The sequence below is a fragment of the Thermogemmatispora aurantia genome (genome assembly GCF_008974285.1).
GTDB classification, from domain to species: domain Bacteria; phylum Chloroflexota; class Ktedonobacteria; order Ktedonobacterales; family Ktedonobacteraceae; genus Thermogemmatispora; species Thermogemmatispora aurantia.
In genome coordinates, this window is record NZ_BKZV01000001.1 from 1,210,214 (window position 1) to 1,224,738 (window position 14,525).

12 protein-coding genes are annotated in these 14,525 nt (G+C 59.3%); 9 read left to right on the forward strand and 3 right to left on the reverse strand.

The window, feature by feature from the left end; translation table 11 throughout:
• The 3 genes from KTAU_RS21475 to KTAU_RS04725 all read left to right on the forward strand — a co-directional run.
• Positions 1-234 (forward strand): hypothetical protein (locus KTAU_RS21475; RefSeq protein ID WP_170293063.1); only part of this gene is annotated, 234 nt, incomplete at its 5' end.
• 415 nt (positions 235-649) lie between these two features.
• Complete coding sequence (locus KTAU_RS04720; protein ID WP_151727252.1) at positions 650-1,759, forward strand: ABC transporter substrate-binding protein; 1,110 nt, start codon at positions 650-652, stop codon at positions 1,757-1,759.
• A gap of 153 nt (positions 1,760-1,912) precedes the next feature.
• The gene (locus KTAU_RS04725; protein ID WP_151727253.1) at positions 1,913-2,788 is read left to right on the forward strand and encodes an SAM-dependent methyltransferase; all 876 of its coding nucleotides are present in this window, start codon (positions 1,913-1,915) and stop codon (positions 2,786-2,788) included.
• A gap of 194 nt (positions 2,789-2,982) precedes the next feature.
• On the opposite strand, the gene KTAU_RS04730 is transcribed toward KTAU_RS04725, so the two are convergent.
• The 3 genes from KTAU_RS04730 to dnaA form a co-directional block, all read right to left on the reverse strand.
• Positions 2,983-4,155 (reverse strand): S-adenosylmethionine:tRNA ribosyltransferase-isomerase, encoded by a 1,173-nt coding sequence (locus KTAU_RS04730; RefSeq protein WP_151727254.1) that lies wholly within the window; start codon positions 4,153-4,155, stop codon positions 2,983-2,985.
• Positions 4,156-4,203: 48 nt separating this feature from the next.
• Positions 4,204-4,911 (reverse strand): SDR family oxidoreductase, encoded by a 708-nt coding sequence (locus tag KTAU_RS04735; RefSeq protein WP_170293064.1) that lies wholly within the window; start codon positions 4,909-4,911, stop codon positions 4,204-4,206.
• 378 nt (positions 4,912-5,289) lie between these two features.
• Positions 5,290-6,885: a chromosomal replication initiator protein DnaA gene (gene dnaA, locus KTAU_RS04740; protein ID WP_151727255.1), complete on the reverse strand. Its 1,596-nt coding sequence runs from the start codon at positions 6,883-6,885 to the stop codon at positions 5,290-5,292.
• A 790-nt stretch (positions 6,886-7,675) separates the two neighbouring features.
• On the opposite strand from dnaA, the gene KTAU_RS04745 reads away from it, so the two are divergent.
• The 6 genes from KTAU_RS04745 (at position 7,676) to KTAU_RS04770 (ending at position 14,501) form a co-directional block, all read left to right on the forward strand.
• A complete protein-coding gene (locus KTAU_RS04745; protein WP_151727256.1) occupies positions 7,676-8,440 on the forward strand; it encodes a hypothetical protein in 765 nt (254 codons plus the stop codon).
• Between the two features lie 376 nt (positions 8,441-8,816).
• Positions 8,817-9,071, forward strand: coding sequence for a hypothetical protein (locus KTAU_RS04750; protein ID WP_151727257.1), 255 nt, complete (start codon positions 8,817-8,819; stop codon positions 9,069-9,071).
• A 196-nt stretch (positions 9,072-9,267) separates the two neighbouring features.
• Positions 9,268-10,653, forward strand: a complete 1,386-nt coding sequence (locus KTAU_RS04755) for an FHA domain-containing protein (protein WP_151727670.1) — start codon at positions 9,268-9,270, stop codon at positions 10,651-10,653.
• Between the two features lie 40 nt (positions 10,654-10,693).
• Entirely contained in the window at positions 10,694-12,268 is a 1,575-nt protein-coding gene (locus KTAU_RS04760; RefSeq protein WP_151727258.1) for a phytoene desaturase family protein, read from the forward strand.
• Entirely contained in the window at positions 12,265-13,632 is a 1,368-nt protein-coding gene (gene murA, locus KTAU_RS04765; RefSeq protein WP_151727259.1) for a UDP-N-acetylglucosamine 1-carboxyvinyltransferase, read from the forward strand. Before KTAU_RS04760 ends, murA begins: the two co-directional genes overlap by 4 nt.
• Positions 13,633-13,904: 272 nt before the next feature.
• Positions 13,905-14,501, forward strand: a complete 597-nt coding sequence (locus tag KTAU_RS04770) for a TetR/AcrR family transcriptional regulator (RefSeq protein WP_151727260.1) — start codon at positions 13,905-13,907, stop codon at positions 14,499-14,501.
• The last annotated feature ends 24 nt before the right edge of the window (positions 14,502-14,525 follow it).

Genomic DNA, 14,525 nt, shown 5'->3' on the forward strand with positions numbered 1-14,525 from the left:
GCTGCCAAGATCTTGCAAAAGTATACCCATATCAGCGATCAGGCCGCTACCGCTGTCATGCAGGATCTTCGCAGCTCCTACCCATCTTCTCCTATCGTTGATCAACAGGCGTATAACGTGACTGCCTCTTTCGCCCAGGACACCGGTATCGCCAAGAAGATCCCTCCTTTCTCTTCTTTGGTTGACACCCAGATTGCCGCTCAAGCGATGCAGGGCTTTACTCCGAACGTTTAATGGCTCTTAGCTCCTAGCTACCATCACATTGAAGCTTGCAGGCCGCACCCACCCAGTTACGTTGATAGCTGCGATGGGCACGGCCTGCTTTTGAGAAGCGACACCGGCGATTGCTGGCCAAGCGCGAGAGAAATTCGCTCTGGGTTTGATCGAGCGGACTGCTCTCTGCAGGCGACAATGATCAGCCCCATAGCCTCGTCCTTCTCCCTCGCCGATGAGCATGCATACGTGTTGTTGCTTATGGATAACTCGGTGATCATCAGCAGCGCTCTGTGCCGTTGCCGGTCCCAGGCTGCTCTCAGCTCCATTGGAGCAGCCTACAGCAAGCCTAGTCTGCCGGCAATCTCTGGAGCATGTCCGTACGCAGTCCACAGCACCGCTTGCCTGGCAAGCCACTCACAGGGAGGACTTACCCATGTACTGGCAACAGCAGCGGCTACTTACACGTTGCAGCTTCTCGCTGCCTACGCTGATCCTGGTCTTGATTCTGTTCGCTACCAGTGCCTGTGGCGGCACCAGCTCCCCCCCGTCACCCAGCGGCCACAGTCAGGATAACATGAGATTAAAAGTCGCAGTAGACAGCCTGTCCGCTCCTTTCTTGCCTGATCTGGTGGCACTTGACAAAGGCTACTTCCAGGTCCAGGGCCTCACTGTCTACCCCACTCCCTTCCAGCTTGAACCGACCAGTCCCCAAATGGCCGAGGCCATCCACTCCGGCGCCATCGACGTGGCCGTCGGCGGCCTGCTGACCGAAGCCTTCCTCGTCTCTCAGGTCGACCCGGATGTCAAAGTGCTTGGTCAGCTGCAAGTGGCTTTTCCCAACGATATCACCGTTAGCAACAAGTTCCTGCAGCAGACCGGCCTCTCCGAGAGCAGTTCCCTGGAGGCCAAAGTCAAAGCCCTCGTCGGCAAGAAGATCGGCGTCATCTCTTCTACCGGCCAGACCGGCGCCTTCGTCAGCTACCTCTTCCACCTCTTTGGCCTGGATGTCAATAAGGCCGCTACCCTTGTAGCCGTTGGCAACAACGTCTCGGCGGCAGTGGCAGCCTTGAAGACAGGCCGCGTCGACGCTCTCAGCTTCTATAAGCCCGTCGGCGAGGCCATCGAAACCCAGGGCCTGGGGCGTATCTTCATCAGTCCTTTGCGCGGCGATGTTCCTCAAATGCAGGGACAACTCAACTCCGTCTTCTACGCCAAAGCCAGCCTCATCCGCGCCAAGCCCAACACCTTCAAGGCCCTTGTACGCGCTATGGCGATGGCCCTGGCCTTCATTCAGAAATACCCCGACCAGGCTATCAGGATCTTACAGAAGTACACCCACATCGACGATAAGACTGCCACCGCCGCTGCTCAGCATCTGCGTGCATCCTATGCTAGCACGCCAATCGTCAATGAGCAGGGTTATAACGTCACCGCCAACTTCGCGTTGCAAACCGGCGCGGTCAAGAAGATTCCTCCTTTCTCCACGCTGGTCGATACCCAAACTGCTGCCCAGGCTCTGCAGGGCTTTACTCCACCGATCTAGTTCAGGCTCATTCTGAGCAATACTCAGTCGCTCCTGGCGGCTACTGGTCGTTATCGCGAAACCATAACCGAACCGCCAGAAGCCTGGCCACAACCTAACGCTCAATCACGCTACCGGCAAAGAGCCTTGTTCTGGAAAGGATCAATCCTAGCTATGGTAGAGCACAGCCTCACCCCGACCCAGAAAGCATCGATAGGACACACAGCCTATATGACAGCCGCTGCGCGCGCTCATGAGAGTCAGCGACCAGATTGCCTCTTCCATGATCCCTGGGCCGCCAAGTTGGCCGGAGCCGAGGGAGAACGGCGTTTTCACCAGCTCGAAGACGCCGGCGGCAGCATCATCGTCCGTACCCGCTTTTTCGATGAGTTCCTGCAGCGCACCGTCAATCAATGGAGCATCCGTCAGATTGTTATGCCCGCCTGTGGCCTCGATACCCGCGCTTTCCGCTTATCCTGGCCAGCGGACACCGTCCTGTTCGAACTGGACCAGCCCGACCTGCTGCGCTACAAAGAGGGCATCCTACAGGCTCAACGCGCCCAGCCAGGCTGCCAACGCCGCCTAGTCGCCGTCGATCTGATCGAGGACTCCTGGCCCACATGCTTACTTGAGGCCGGCTATGATCCTTCTCGCCCTTCGCTCTGGCTCATCGAGGGACTGCTCTTCTACTTACCTCACAAGGCCATCCTTCAGCTCCTTGAGCTGATGAGCAGCCTCAGCGCTCCCCACAGTTGGCTAGCATTTGATGCCATTCATAGCGCTATGACTACCTCTCCGCTCACACAGCAGCGCATCGAGCGCGTCGCCCGGCTCGGTGTGCCCTGGATCGGTACCATCGATGACCCCGTCGCTCTCCTGGCGTCCCTAGGCTGGCAGGCCACCGTTACCTCCAGCGCTCGCAAAGGCTACGAGTACAACCGTCCTGTCTATCCCTTCATTGCGCGTGATCAGCTCACGCCTGACATGGAAAGACTTTATCACTGGTTAGTGACTGCAGTTCGCCAGAGCCAGGCGCCTCAGCAGGAGTAAGCCAGGCGTTCAAAACAGAGGCCCGACAAGCGCGTGCGGTCCGCTTAAGCAAGAGAGCAGCAGCATAGTCTGCTGCCGTTGCGCCGTTGGCTGAGCCGAAGCTCTCCCTGGTCGCCGCGCTTGTCGGGCTCTGGCTGCCTGCACCAGCCTCTCGTCAAGTACAGCAGGCACCGCAGGTCTCAGCCGTCCCCTGCTCAAGGCAGGATCAGATGCACGTCGCCAAACTCATGCCAGAGATAGCCCTCCTGCAGTGCCGCAGCATAGGCCCGCTCCAGATGCTCGCGTCCAGCCAGCGCCTCTAAGAGCGCCAGATGCGAGGCACGCGGCTCATGGAAGCCTGTCAGCAGCCCACCGACCACACGCACCCCCCGCTGTGGAGTAATCACCAGATCCGTCCAGCCCTCACCTGGATGCACGACCCCATACTGATCGGCTACCGTCTCGAGGGCCCGCATCGGCGTTGTCCCTATGGCGATGACTCGCCGTCCCTGCCGGAGAGCCGCATTGACCAACTCAGCACTCTCAGCGGGCACCCGATAGTACTCCTCGTAGGGCGGCTCATGCGCCTCCAGGCTGGCTACCCCCGTATGAAGCAGCAGGGGAGCGAACTGAACCCCCTCCGCTACCAGCCGCGTGACCAGTTCAGGCGTAAAAGGACGGCTGGCCGAGGGCATCTCCGCGCTGCCCACCTCTGTGACAAACACCGACCGATAATAGTCGATTGGCCACTCCTGCCGTACATAGCCATAGCGAATCGGAAAGCCATAGTGTTCCAGATAGATCTCAAGCGGCGCCGGCAACTCCAACGTGGCCACCCAGAGACGCAGCTGAGCGGCAGCTTTAGCGCGCGAGTTACGCCCGTAGGGGGTATGCAGCACCGCCCGCCCCCCTTGCGGCAGCATCAGCACCTCACCAGGTTCGAGGCCGGAAAAGGGCTGCGAGCCTTGAGAGAGAGGCCGCCGGACCTCAACTACCCAGAGACCTGCCGGCAGACAGGTCGAGAGATGCAGCTCTAACGGATCTCCGCCGGCTCGCTCAGCCGGCAGGGCGGCTTTCATCATGCCACTGGTATTAATCACCAGCACGTCGCCTCGCCTGAGAAAAGCCGGCAGCTCGCGAAAGCGCGCATGCACCAGGCGATTGTCGCTGCGATAGGAGACCAGCAAACGCACCTCGTCGCGCGCCAGGCCACGCGCCTCGGGCGGCTCTCCGGCTTCCAGCTGAGACGGTAGCTCAAACGACAAAGCAGTCAGATCCCGCTCAACCGTCTGCCATGACCATTTAGAACCAGCTTGAGGAGCAGCTTCCCTCACACGCCCCCCACTCTCTGGACGCTGTCCACGCCAGCTCTCTTCTAATCCGCTCATAGACACCTATCGTCCTTCTGCATAGTCAGCCTGCAACCATCGCCGGAATCACGCTTTCACCTCACGCGCCAGATAGCGCCCAGAGGGATAGTCTCCTTTAATCAAGGCCAGCAAGCCTGGCACACTCACCTCTGGAGGTGGCCGATCACTGATATCCTCTCCCGGGAAAGCCTCCTGATGCAGCCGCGTCCTCATGTCTCCAGGGTCAACCAGGTAAACCCGCCACTGCGGCTGCTCCACAGCCAGGATAATAGTCAGCTGCTCCAGCGCCGCTTTGCTTGAGCCATAGCCACCCCAGCCTGGATATGGCTCACGCGCCGCATCGCTCGTAATATTGATGATACAGGCTTTGGATGAGAGATAGCGCCGCACTCTCTGGATGAGAGAAAGAGGCGAAAGAGTATTGACACGATAGACTTGCTCTAGAATCTCTAGAGGATATTCCAGCAGAAATGGCTGGGGACTGGGACCAAGAATACTGGCGTTATTGACCAGCAGGTCAAGCTTCCCCCAGCGCGCCACAGCGCTGGTCAGAGCCTGCTGGTGCTCAGGATCGCTGACATCGCCAGTAGTAGCCACAACCTCGCTCCAGCGGGCCAGCTCGGCCCGCGCTTGCTCCAGCTCTCCGGCAGTGCGCGCATCGATAATGAGTCGCCAGCCCGCACGCGCCAGCTCACGGGCCAGAGCTAGCCCCAAGCCGCGCGAGGCCCCAGTGATCAGCCCGATACGGTCAGCGCTCAGAGAAGAAGACATCATAGATCACGAACCTCCTTGCTTGTTGAAGCACTCACACGCGAGACCGATCATAGGCGCGTCACGGGGAGCACGCACCGGGCAAGTGGACAGATCACTCACTGTCCTTGTGGGCAGATCTGTCACTGTCAGAGCGAGGAACATCACAATGGCTTGTAGTTCAGGTCGCCTCCTCTTGGAGATCGCTGATACAGTCGCCAAGATCCAAAAATAGGGCCAGACCGGCGGCATCGTGTGGTCAGAAAGAAGAGGTCAGCACACGATATCGCCGATCTGGCTGCCACTTTCCGTCACGGCTCTGATGCAGTACCTGGGCATCAGCTTGCTTCGCTCACCGATCAGACAGCACCGGGCCAATCAGCAGGCGAGCTTGGAGGGAGATCAGAGGCGCCGCAGATCTATTCTAGACTGTTCGATTGTCTCGATGACCGCCGCGATCTCCCGACGCACGCGGTCATTGGTAGCCATCTCCGCCTGCACCTTCTCCCAGCCATGCATAATCGTCGTATGGTCACGTCCACCTAGCTCGGCGCCAATCTGGAGCAGCGAAGCATCGGTCTGCTCGCGCATCACATACATCGCCACCTGACGCGGCCAGACGATCTCTCGATCGCGAGCCTTGCCTCGCAACTGCTCGGGATCGACATTATAGTAGCGACAGACACCCTCCAGGACCTCGCGCACCGTTAAGGTTGCCGGCGGCTTGCTGTTATAGATATGCTCCAGAGCTTTGGCGGCCAGACTGACCGTGAGAGGCTCCTGATGCAAGGTGGCATAGGCGATCACACGCTTCAAGGCCCCTTCCAGCTCACGAACGCTGCGACATTCGGGACGAGCGATATAATCGATGACCGCCGGAGGGACCTGGAAACGCATCGACTCAGCCTTGGAGCGCAAGATCGCCTGGCGATGCTCATAATCAGGCGGCTGAATATCGGCCAACAACCCCCATTCAAAGCGCGAGCGCAGGCGATCCTGCAGGCTCACAATCGCCTTGGGGGGGCGATCACTGGTCACTACGATCTGCTTATTAGAATCGTAGAGCGCGTTAAAGGTATGAAAGAACTCCTCTTCTGTCGATTCCTTGCCAGCGATGAACTGAATATCGTCGACCAGCAGAATATCGATCTGGCGATACTTCGCGCGGAACTCCTCCGTTTTCTGAAAGCGAATAGCGTTGATAATTTCATTCGTGAACTTTTCAGAGGTCGTGTAAAGAACGCTCAGGCCCGCAGCCTCACCATGATGTCCAATGGCATGAAGCAGATGGGTCTTACCCAGCCCTACCCCCCCATAGAGGAAGAGTGGATTGTAGACATAGCCGGGGCGCTCGGCGACTGCCTTTGAGGCGGCATGAGCCAGGCGGTTCGACTTGCCGACAATGAAGGTATCGAAGGTATAGCGAGGATTCAGCATACTACCGCCTTCAATGGGAGTAAAGAGATGCTCCTGTTCGCCGCCGCCAGTCTTCTCCTCGGCAGAGCGCTCATATCCAAGAAAGATGGCAGCCTGTTCCTGCTCCTCCTCATGGGCTTCGGCGCGATGGGGAACCGGGCGAGCGCTAGAGGGGGCATGAGACGTCATCACAATCGCCGGTGAAGACGAATCGAGCTTCGCCCGTAAGGCCGGGCGATGTCTGGGTGCGCGATACGCGCGTTTCAAACGCTGGGTAGGTCCCTCACCCAGAGCGGCCTCCTGCTCCAATGCCTGTAACTCCTCATTGACCGTCGAACCCTTAGTAACCACAAAGCGCACCTCGGGCTGACAGCCAGTCGCCTCCGAGAGGAGGGAGCGGATCATCTCGATAAAGCGGACTTCCATTTGAGCCTTGGCAAAGGCCGAGGGCACCCCTACCATAAAGACGTTCTCGTCGAACGAGAGACCCACCGTACCGCTGAACCAGGTATCGTAGACGGACGGCTGGACCCGGGTCTGTATCTGCTCCAGTGTCGCTTTCCAGATCTGTCTTGCATTCACCGGCTCTCACCTCATACGCAGTTCGTCTCTGCCTTCAGGCTGCGTCAGTTCGCCCTGATTTGCTTCGTTCGGGCATAGAAATGCCAGGTCACAGGCCTGGATCATCAGAAACAATTCGGCAGCTAGAGGGGTGCCCAGCCCTACGCTGGTAGTACAAGGGTCGGATGAGTAGGACAAAAAACACCCGGATGAACGTATTCCTGAATAGCAGAGGGTAATGGTAGCACTAAACCAAAAGGCTGTAAAGCCCTCTTTTGGTACCAGATGAGAAGCAGACCATAGGAATTCCTTTACCAGTAATATATACTGGGTTCAAAGCGCGCAGGGTGCTCTTGTGAGCAAGGAAAAAAGTCCTGTTGTCGTTGGGAAGCGAGGGCCTAGAGGCGAGGCGTGCCTCATGCACTCAGGCAACGCCCTTCCCGCTCCACCTCGCTCACCCAGCTGTCACCAGAGCTGGGGGATGACAGCCCTCCTCCCCCACTCATACGCCGCTCAGATGCCCCTGCTCTTATCTGGCTGCTCACCCTGCCCCGTTTCTGATACCTGGCCTGGATAGCATAACAGGCTCGCACGATAGAGCAGTGCAACGAAGGCGCGTGCTCTTGGCTTTCCCTCTTCACAGTGCGCCTTTCAGGGAGGAAGAGTGAGTAAGGGAGAGCGCGACGTCCTTGTTCAGGCTCTAGTCGCTGCCACGCTGCAATCCCTTGAGGAGAGGATAGAAAGGAGAGGCAGCCGCTCTGCTCCTGACCCCCTGGTCCGCAGGCCATCAGGGAGAGGAGCCGGCTGCTCGATGATGCTCATGAAAGCATTATTGCGCTCGGCACAGATTGCTCATTCGCCGCAGCATCGACATGGCTGGCTCCTACTCCTGGCCCTGGTGATCCTGACGGGATCACTGACAGCTGCCTGTTCTGGTCTGTTGGGCGGCAATACACCTCAATCTGCAACCAACACTCCCACTGCAGCAACTGTCGCGTTGAATCAACTCCATTGGTGCGGTAAGCCTTCGATGCTGTTCCGTGATGAGGGGGCAACTGTCTCACCATCAGCCTCCACCGCTACAGCGACGACGACCGCCACCGCCACTGCTCAGGCCACGGCTGCCAGCAGCGGCCCACGCACACTTACGGGTTGGGAGCAGGTTCAGCCTTTGCTCGGCTTCACTGTCTACCTTCCTCCACGCCTGCCTGCTCGCACTTGCTTGGTAAGCGCCCTTGGCACAGTCCACGACCCTATTTTTGGAGGTAACTTCTCGATCTCGTATCTGTTGCCGGATGGAAGCGCTATCAGCCTCTCAGAGGCGCCGCACCGTAACCAGAAGTCGCTATTCCAGTGCACAGCCTCTCCCGTGACTCCCACGGCCACGGCTCGCCCTCAGACAAAGGCCAGCCCCACAGCCCAGGCGAGTCCAACACCGACGCGGACGCCGAACCAGATTTGTTCCGGGGTACGTGGCGAGACCAGCATCGTTTTTTCGGCGCCCGGCGATGAGAAGGCGCTGAAACAGTTTTTTGATACGCTGCAACCCGATGTGGCCTGGGTGCCTCTCTCTTGAAGAGCCTTCGCTGCTGCTGCAAGGTAGAGCGAGAGGGAAGAAGGAAGAGGCAAGCCAGGGCCTTGCAGACAGCGTGCTCGCTAAGTTAAGACCAGAGTACGAGCGCAGAAACAACCATCAAGGAAATCTTCGACCCCATTGGGGGAAAGCAGGTCCCGAGGTGGCCCCGTTTCGAGCACGTCCTCTCGCTAGGAAAGGAGTCAGGAATATGCAGATTCCAGGTACTTGTTCCTACTGCGGCCAGCCCGGAGACCCGCAGGCGCGCTTTTGTACCAACTGCGGCGCCTCGCTCTCCCCTCCAGCCGCACTAGCCAGCGCACAGGGAAACAGGGCCACGGGCTGGGGAGATCCGTCAGCAGTTCAGCCAGTACAGCCTATGCCGGATTCAGCGCTCCAGCTGGCAAGCGTTTTGCCAGGTCAGCAGTCCCTCAAGCAAGCGGGGCTGATCCTGCTCTTCATTGCTGGCGGCACTTTAGCCGCTCTGGTGGCCTTGGGCCTGCTGGCCTGGTTCATTCCCGGACTGCGCGGCCTCTTCTTCTGCTTCGTCGGCCTGATTGTCGTCACGCTCTTCCTGATCTACCTCTTTGTGCGTCACCTTATTCATGAGGTGTTCAGGCGCCTGTTCTGGTAGCAACAGCTGTCCTAGCGAGCTAGCGGATCTACGGGCGAGCAGTTTCTCTCCTGCTCTCGCTTGTGTACCCGCTCGACGCGCGGTGACCACTTCTGGTATAATGGCAGCAGTTTTGCGAGTGCGCTAAATACTCCTGTGAGGTATACGAGGAGCACAAAAGCAAAGCCTACGTGCTAGCAAAGGGAGGAGATCTATTATGGACAAGTGCCCCCGTTGTGGTGCAGAAACGCGGCCCGGGGATCGCTTCTGCTTGAGTTGTGGTCAGCCGCTGCTTTCCTCCGCTCCCGCCTATGAGCCGGCCCAGACCCCGCTCTCCGGGGGCGATGCAACTATGCCAGCTCAAGATGAGTGGGGAGCTGCGGCTCCTGGTCCACAGCCGCCGTCTTTGTCCGGCGGAGGCTGGCCCAATGCTACTATTCCTGCTTCTCCATCTGCACCAACAGAGCTGTCACCCTCTCCAGCTCAGCCTGCCGCGAGCCCTGAAGCGGCAGTGGCCACGGCGACGCCAAAAATTAACAACCCTGCCCGCTTTATCCTGAAGTCAGAAAGCGGCGAGGTAATCCAGGAATATACCCTTGATAAAGAGGAAATTACGATCGGACGCGCTCCAACCAGCGATATTCTCCTCTCCAAGGATAAGCTTACCTCGCGTCGCCACGCAACTGTCCGCTACGAAAATGGACAGTATATCCTGCGCGACGAGCGGAGCGCTAACGGGACCTTCGTCAACGGACAACAGCTTGAGGAGCTGGTTCCTTACACCTTGAAGGATGGCGACCACATTGGTATCGGCGAGCATGAGCTGATCTTCCAGGCTCCTGCCGTCAGCGTCGATGAACTGCCTACCATCAGCATTCAACCGGGGGAGATGACCTATCGGACGCGCGAGGATAGCAGTCTGACGGCCAGCTCGATGGACCAGTTTGTGACACGCACGGAGGGTGAATTGTCTCCTGCAGTGGTGGCCGGCAGCGGCTCAATCTCGTCCATCCCACCTGTGACCCCCAGCAGCGAGAGTGGCTCCAGCAGCGCGACCGTGGCAGAGCCTGTCGCAGCCAGCTCCGCGCGCGAGTCAGAGCCAGTGGCTCCCGCTTCTGCCGCCGCAGATGTCGTCCAGCCTCCTGCTTCTAGCTCCGCCGATGGCGTCACCTTCAATCGCCTGACTAGCCTGCCTCTACCCGCTCTGCCGGATATGTCTTCCCTGATGGCAGCCCTGGCAACCCTCGATGGTCAGGTCTCAGCCCTCCAAGAGCAGCTGAACGCGACCCAGGAGGCCCTGCGCAACCACGAGGCCGAAATCGCTCAGACGGCTAATCAGCTGCGCGCCGGCGTCCGCCGCGTGGCCGAACGCATGGATCAAACGATCGCCGATGTGGCCCGCAGCCGTGAGGCACTGGCCTGGTCCGAGCTGATCCAGCTGATGGAAGACGTCACCAATAATCCGCGCGATATCGAGTATGTTACACGCCTTGCCCGCAAAGCCCGCGAGCTGAACAAAGTCTTCCAGATCCATCAGAGCGTACTCAATACGCTTGCTGAGTGCAATACTCTATTGCGCGCTCTCATTGGGGAAGAGCGATAATAGCATCAAATCATAGTGAATTGAGCCTTTTCTCAGAAAAATGCAGGAAGCTCACTACGACGCCATCGTCATCGGCGCTGGCCTGGGGGGGTTGCTTAGCGCCGCTCAACTGCTGCAGCGCGGCAAGAGTGTAGCTCTGCTGGAGCGGCTTGATCACTGCGGTGGACGCTTTACGGCCAAGACCTTTAAAGGAGTGCAGGTCAGCACCGGAGCTGTGCACATGGTGCCCTTTGGCAGCAGCGGGGTGCTGGCCCGCACCCTGCGGCGCTTGCACATTCCTCATCGCCTCTTGGACGCCGATGTCTTCGGCTCCTTTCACGTGCATGGTCGTCAGGTGCGCGCTCGCGGCCTCCTCGGTGTCTATCGCTTTCTAGGCCCGCGCCAGTTCTTCTGGTTTCTCCGCCTGGGCTATCTGATGTTTTTCCGCCCGCTGCCCGCCAGCGAGAGCGATTTACCTTTTAGCGCCTGGCTGGCACGCCATATCAATGTCGAGCAAAACCGCGAGCTGGTGGCCTTCTTCGAGCGCATTGCCCGTTTCGCTCTCAGCCTGGAGCTGCACCAGGTCTCAACGGCTGAGGTCATTGCCACGACCAAGAACATGTTCCGCTACGGCGCGCCCGGCATCGTCGAGGGCGGCTGTGGGGCGCTGGTAGCCGAGCTAGAGCGCCGTTTGCGCGAGCGGGGAGCCGCTGTGTTGCTGAGCCATGAGGTGCTGCAGATTCTGCATGCCGATGGGCGCGTGACAGGCGTGCGCGCCCGCAACAAGGCAACCGGTGATGAGCTGCTGCTCTCTGCCCCCCTGGTAGTTAGCGACATCGGTCCTCGCGCAACAACCGCTCTGGTCGAAAATCGCCAGGTACGCCAGGCCGAGCTGCTCAAGCAGCAGCGCGAGGCAGCCCAGGCCATAGCGGCAGCCAGCGAGGCACCACCCGCTTACCGCGAAGCGGTGGGGCTGAAAGTCCACGTGCTCAGCGATGTTTCTTTGATCCCACATCGCGGGATCATGTATTGCCTGGACACACAGCGCATCGCCGGCATTGTCCAGCCAACGAACTGCGATCCTCGCCTGGCTCCTCCTGGCAAGCATTTGCTCATTACGCACCAGGTGCTCCAGAGCGAGAATATTGAAGAAGAGAAAGCGTTGGCTATCGCCGATCTGCGCAGACTCTTCGGGGAAACCTTTGAACGACACTGCCGTATTCTGACGATGAGCGTCTATCGAGGCGAGTGGCCGGTGAATCGCCTGGCCCAGGGGAGAGATCTCTCGCCGGTCACACCTTTACAGGGCCTCTTCCTGGTGGGCGATGCCGTCAAGCCCAGCGGCTATCTGATGGTCGAGGGAGTAGCACAGAGCGTCAATTACGTGCTCGACCTCCTCGATGCTATCGAGCACGGCGAGGCCGCTGGTCCTCTGGGCAGCCCTCACTTGCCAGCCACGACAGCCGCGGACAGCGAACGCCAGCGCTGGCCAGGCTGGTTACCATTTGGACGAGGATGGAAACGAGCACGCTCGGGTCATGTGGTACACCCCCCTTCCCGCCTCAATGCCCTGCGCTGGTTATGGACGGCCCCGGGCAATGCTCGTAAGCAGGTAAGGAGACCCCTCTATCCATGACGGACATCGCAAAGGCTGCTCCCTATTATCTGATCCGCGGCGGGACTCCCCTCCACGGCGAGGTCACGGTCAGCGGGGCCAAGAACGCTGTCACCAAGATGACAATCGCTTCGCTGTTGACCGAGGAACCCTGCACGCTGCGCAATGTGCCGCTTATCGGCGATCTCTACCTGACCCTCAGTCTCTGCCAGGAGATGGGTTCCGAGGTGACACTCGATGAGCAGGAGCATCTGCTCTCGATCAGAACCCCGGCGATCCACTCAACTTCAGTCTCCGCGACCATCGGCGGCCTGAATCGTATGGCGATCCTGACGGTCGGCCCTCTGCTGCATCGTTGCGGCGAGGCCGATATCCCTCTCCCCGGCGGTGACCGGATCGGGGCCCGCCCGATCGATTTCCATCTCAACGGCCTGCAACAGATGGGCGCAACGATCGTGGAGCTGGGCGGACGCTACTATATGAGCGCTCCCCGCGGCCTCCACGGGGCCACTATTCGCTTGCCTTTTCCTAGCGTGATGGCCACTGAGAACTTTCTGATCACGGCTTCGCTGGCCCGAGGCGTGACGATCATTGAGAACGCCGCCCTCGAACCAGAGATCATCGACCTGATCAAGTTCTTGCAGAAAATGGGCGCGATTATCGAGCAGAAGGTGGACCGCCGGATCGTCATCGAAGGAGTCCAACGCCTGCGCGGGGCTCGCCATACGCTCTTGAGCGATCGCAATGAGGCGGTCTCGCTGGCCATCGCAGCCTACTTGACTAAAGGCGATATCTATCTGCGCGGCGCCCAGCAGGATACACTGCTGACTTTCTTGAATACGTTGTCCAAGATGGGCCTGCACTTCGAGGTGGAGGATGAAGGCATTCGCTTTATCGGGGATGATCGCCCTCCGCCGCCAATCGCCCTGGAAACGGATGTCCATCCGGGCTTCATGACAGACTGGCAACAGCCCTTTACCATCCTGCTGACCCAGGCCGACGGGATTTCAGTGGTGCATGAGACGATCTATGAGGACCGCTTCGGCTACACTCACGCCCTTAAAACAATGGGAGCCCATATCGGTCTCTATACCAAGTGCCTGGGAGAAGTGCCTTGCCGCTTCCGCGAAAAGCAGTATTTGCACAGTTGCGTGGTCCGCGGCCCCACACCTCTGAGCGCCGCCCGCCTGGATATCCCCGATATCCGCGCTGGCTGCTCTTATATTCTGGCCGCCCTCTGCGCCGAGGGAACTTCCGAGGTGCATGGCGTAGAGCATATCGAGCGTGGCTATGAGCGTCTGGATGAGAAGCTGCGCGCCCTCGGAGCCCAACTGGAGGTGATCCACCCCTCAGCAGAGGATGACTCGCTGGACGCTCTCGCTTAGCTTCCGCCTGTCCCTATCTGACTCTCTCTTTCGCTCTTGCCTCCTTGCCGTGGCCCCGGCCACCACCCTGCCAGGCCCTCGCCTCTTCCTCTCCCTGCCCTCTTGACAGAGGTCAGCAAGGAGGCTATACTTTCCAATGTGTTGGATGAATGATTATTCATTCGATAATCCAGCCGCGAGTTCGTGCTGGGCCGAGTTGAGATCAGGGCCACCACGAGCACAGTGCACGGGCACAGCATATTACACAGCATATTCTCTGGCAGGATCAGCTAATGCCACGCAGCGAGCAAGCCAATCAACAGATACGCGATGAACGCCGTCGCCAGATCCTCAATGTGGCCGCGGAGATCTTCGCGCGCAAAGGGCTGGCGGAGACCCGCATCAGCGATATCGCCACAGCCAGCGGGATCAGCCAGGGTCTGATCTATCGCTACTTTGCCAGTAAGGAAGAGCTTTTGAAAGCCGTGATCGCCAATGCTCTGGATCAGGTCTTGACTGGCCTGCAGGAGCTACGCGAGCAGCCAGGCACGCCCTGGGAGAAGCTCTATCGTCTGACAGCCTACATGTGGGAAGGCATGCGTCGTCGACCGGCCTATGTCCATGTCGTGCTGCACACGCTGATCAGTGAGGCTGTACCTGAAGAGATCAGAGCGCTGGCACGACGCTACATCCGTGAGTCGTACACTTTCTTTCGCGAGCTGATCGTTGAGGGCCAGCAGGCCGGCCAGGTGGTCCTGGCTGACCCCGAAGAGCTGACGCTGCTCTACGGGTCGCTGCTTCAGGGTCTGGCTACGGGCGCCTGGTTCATGGATGAATACAGCGAGGTGCAGCCTTCCATCGAGCGGATGCTGCGTATCCTGAAGCCCTGAGCATCGTTGTCAGGCCGGCAGACC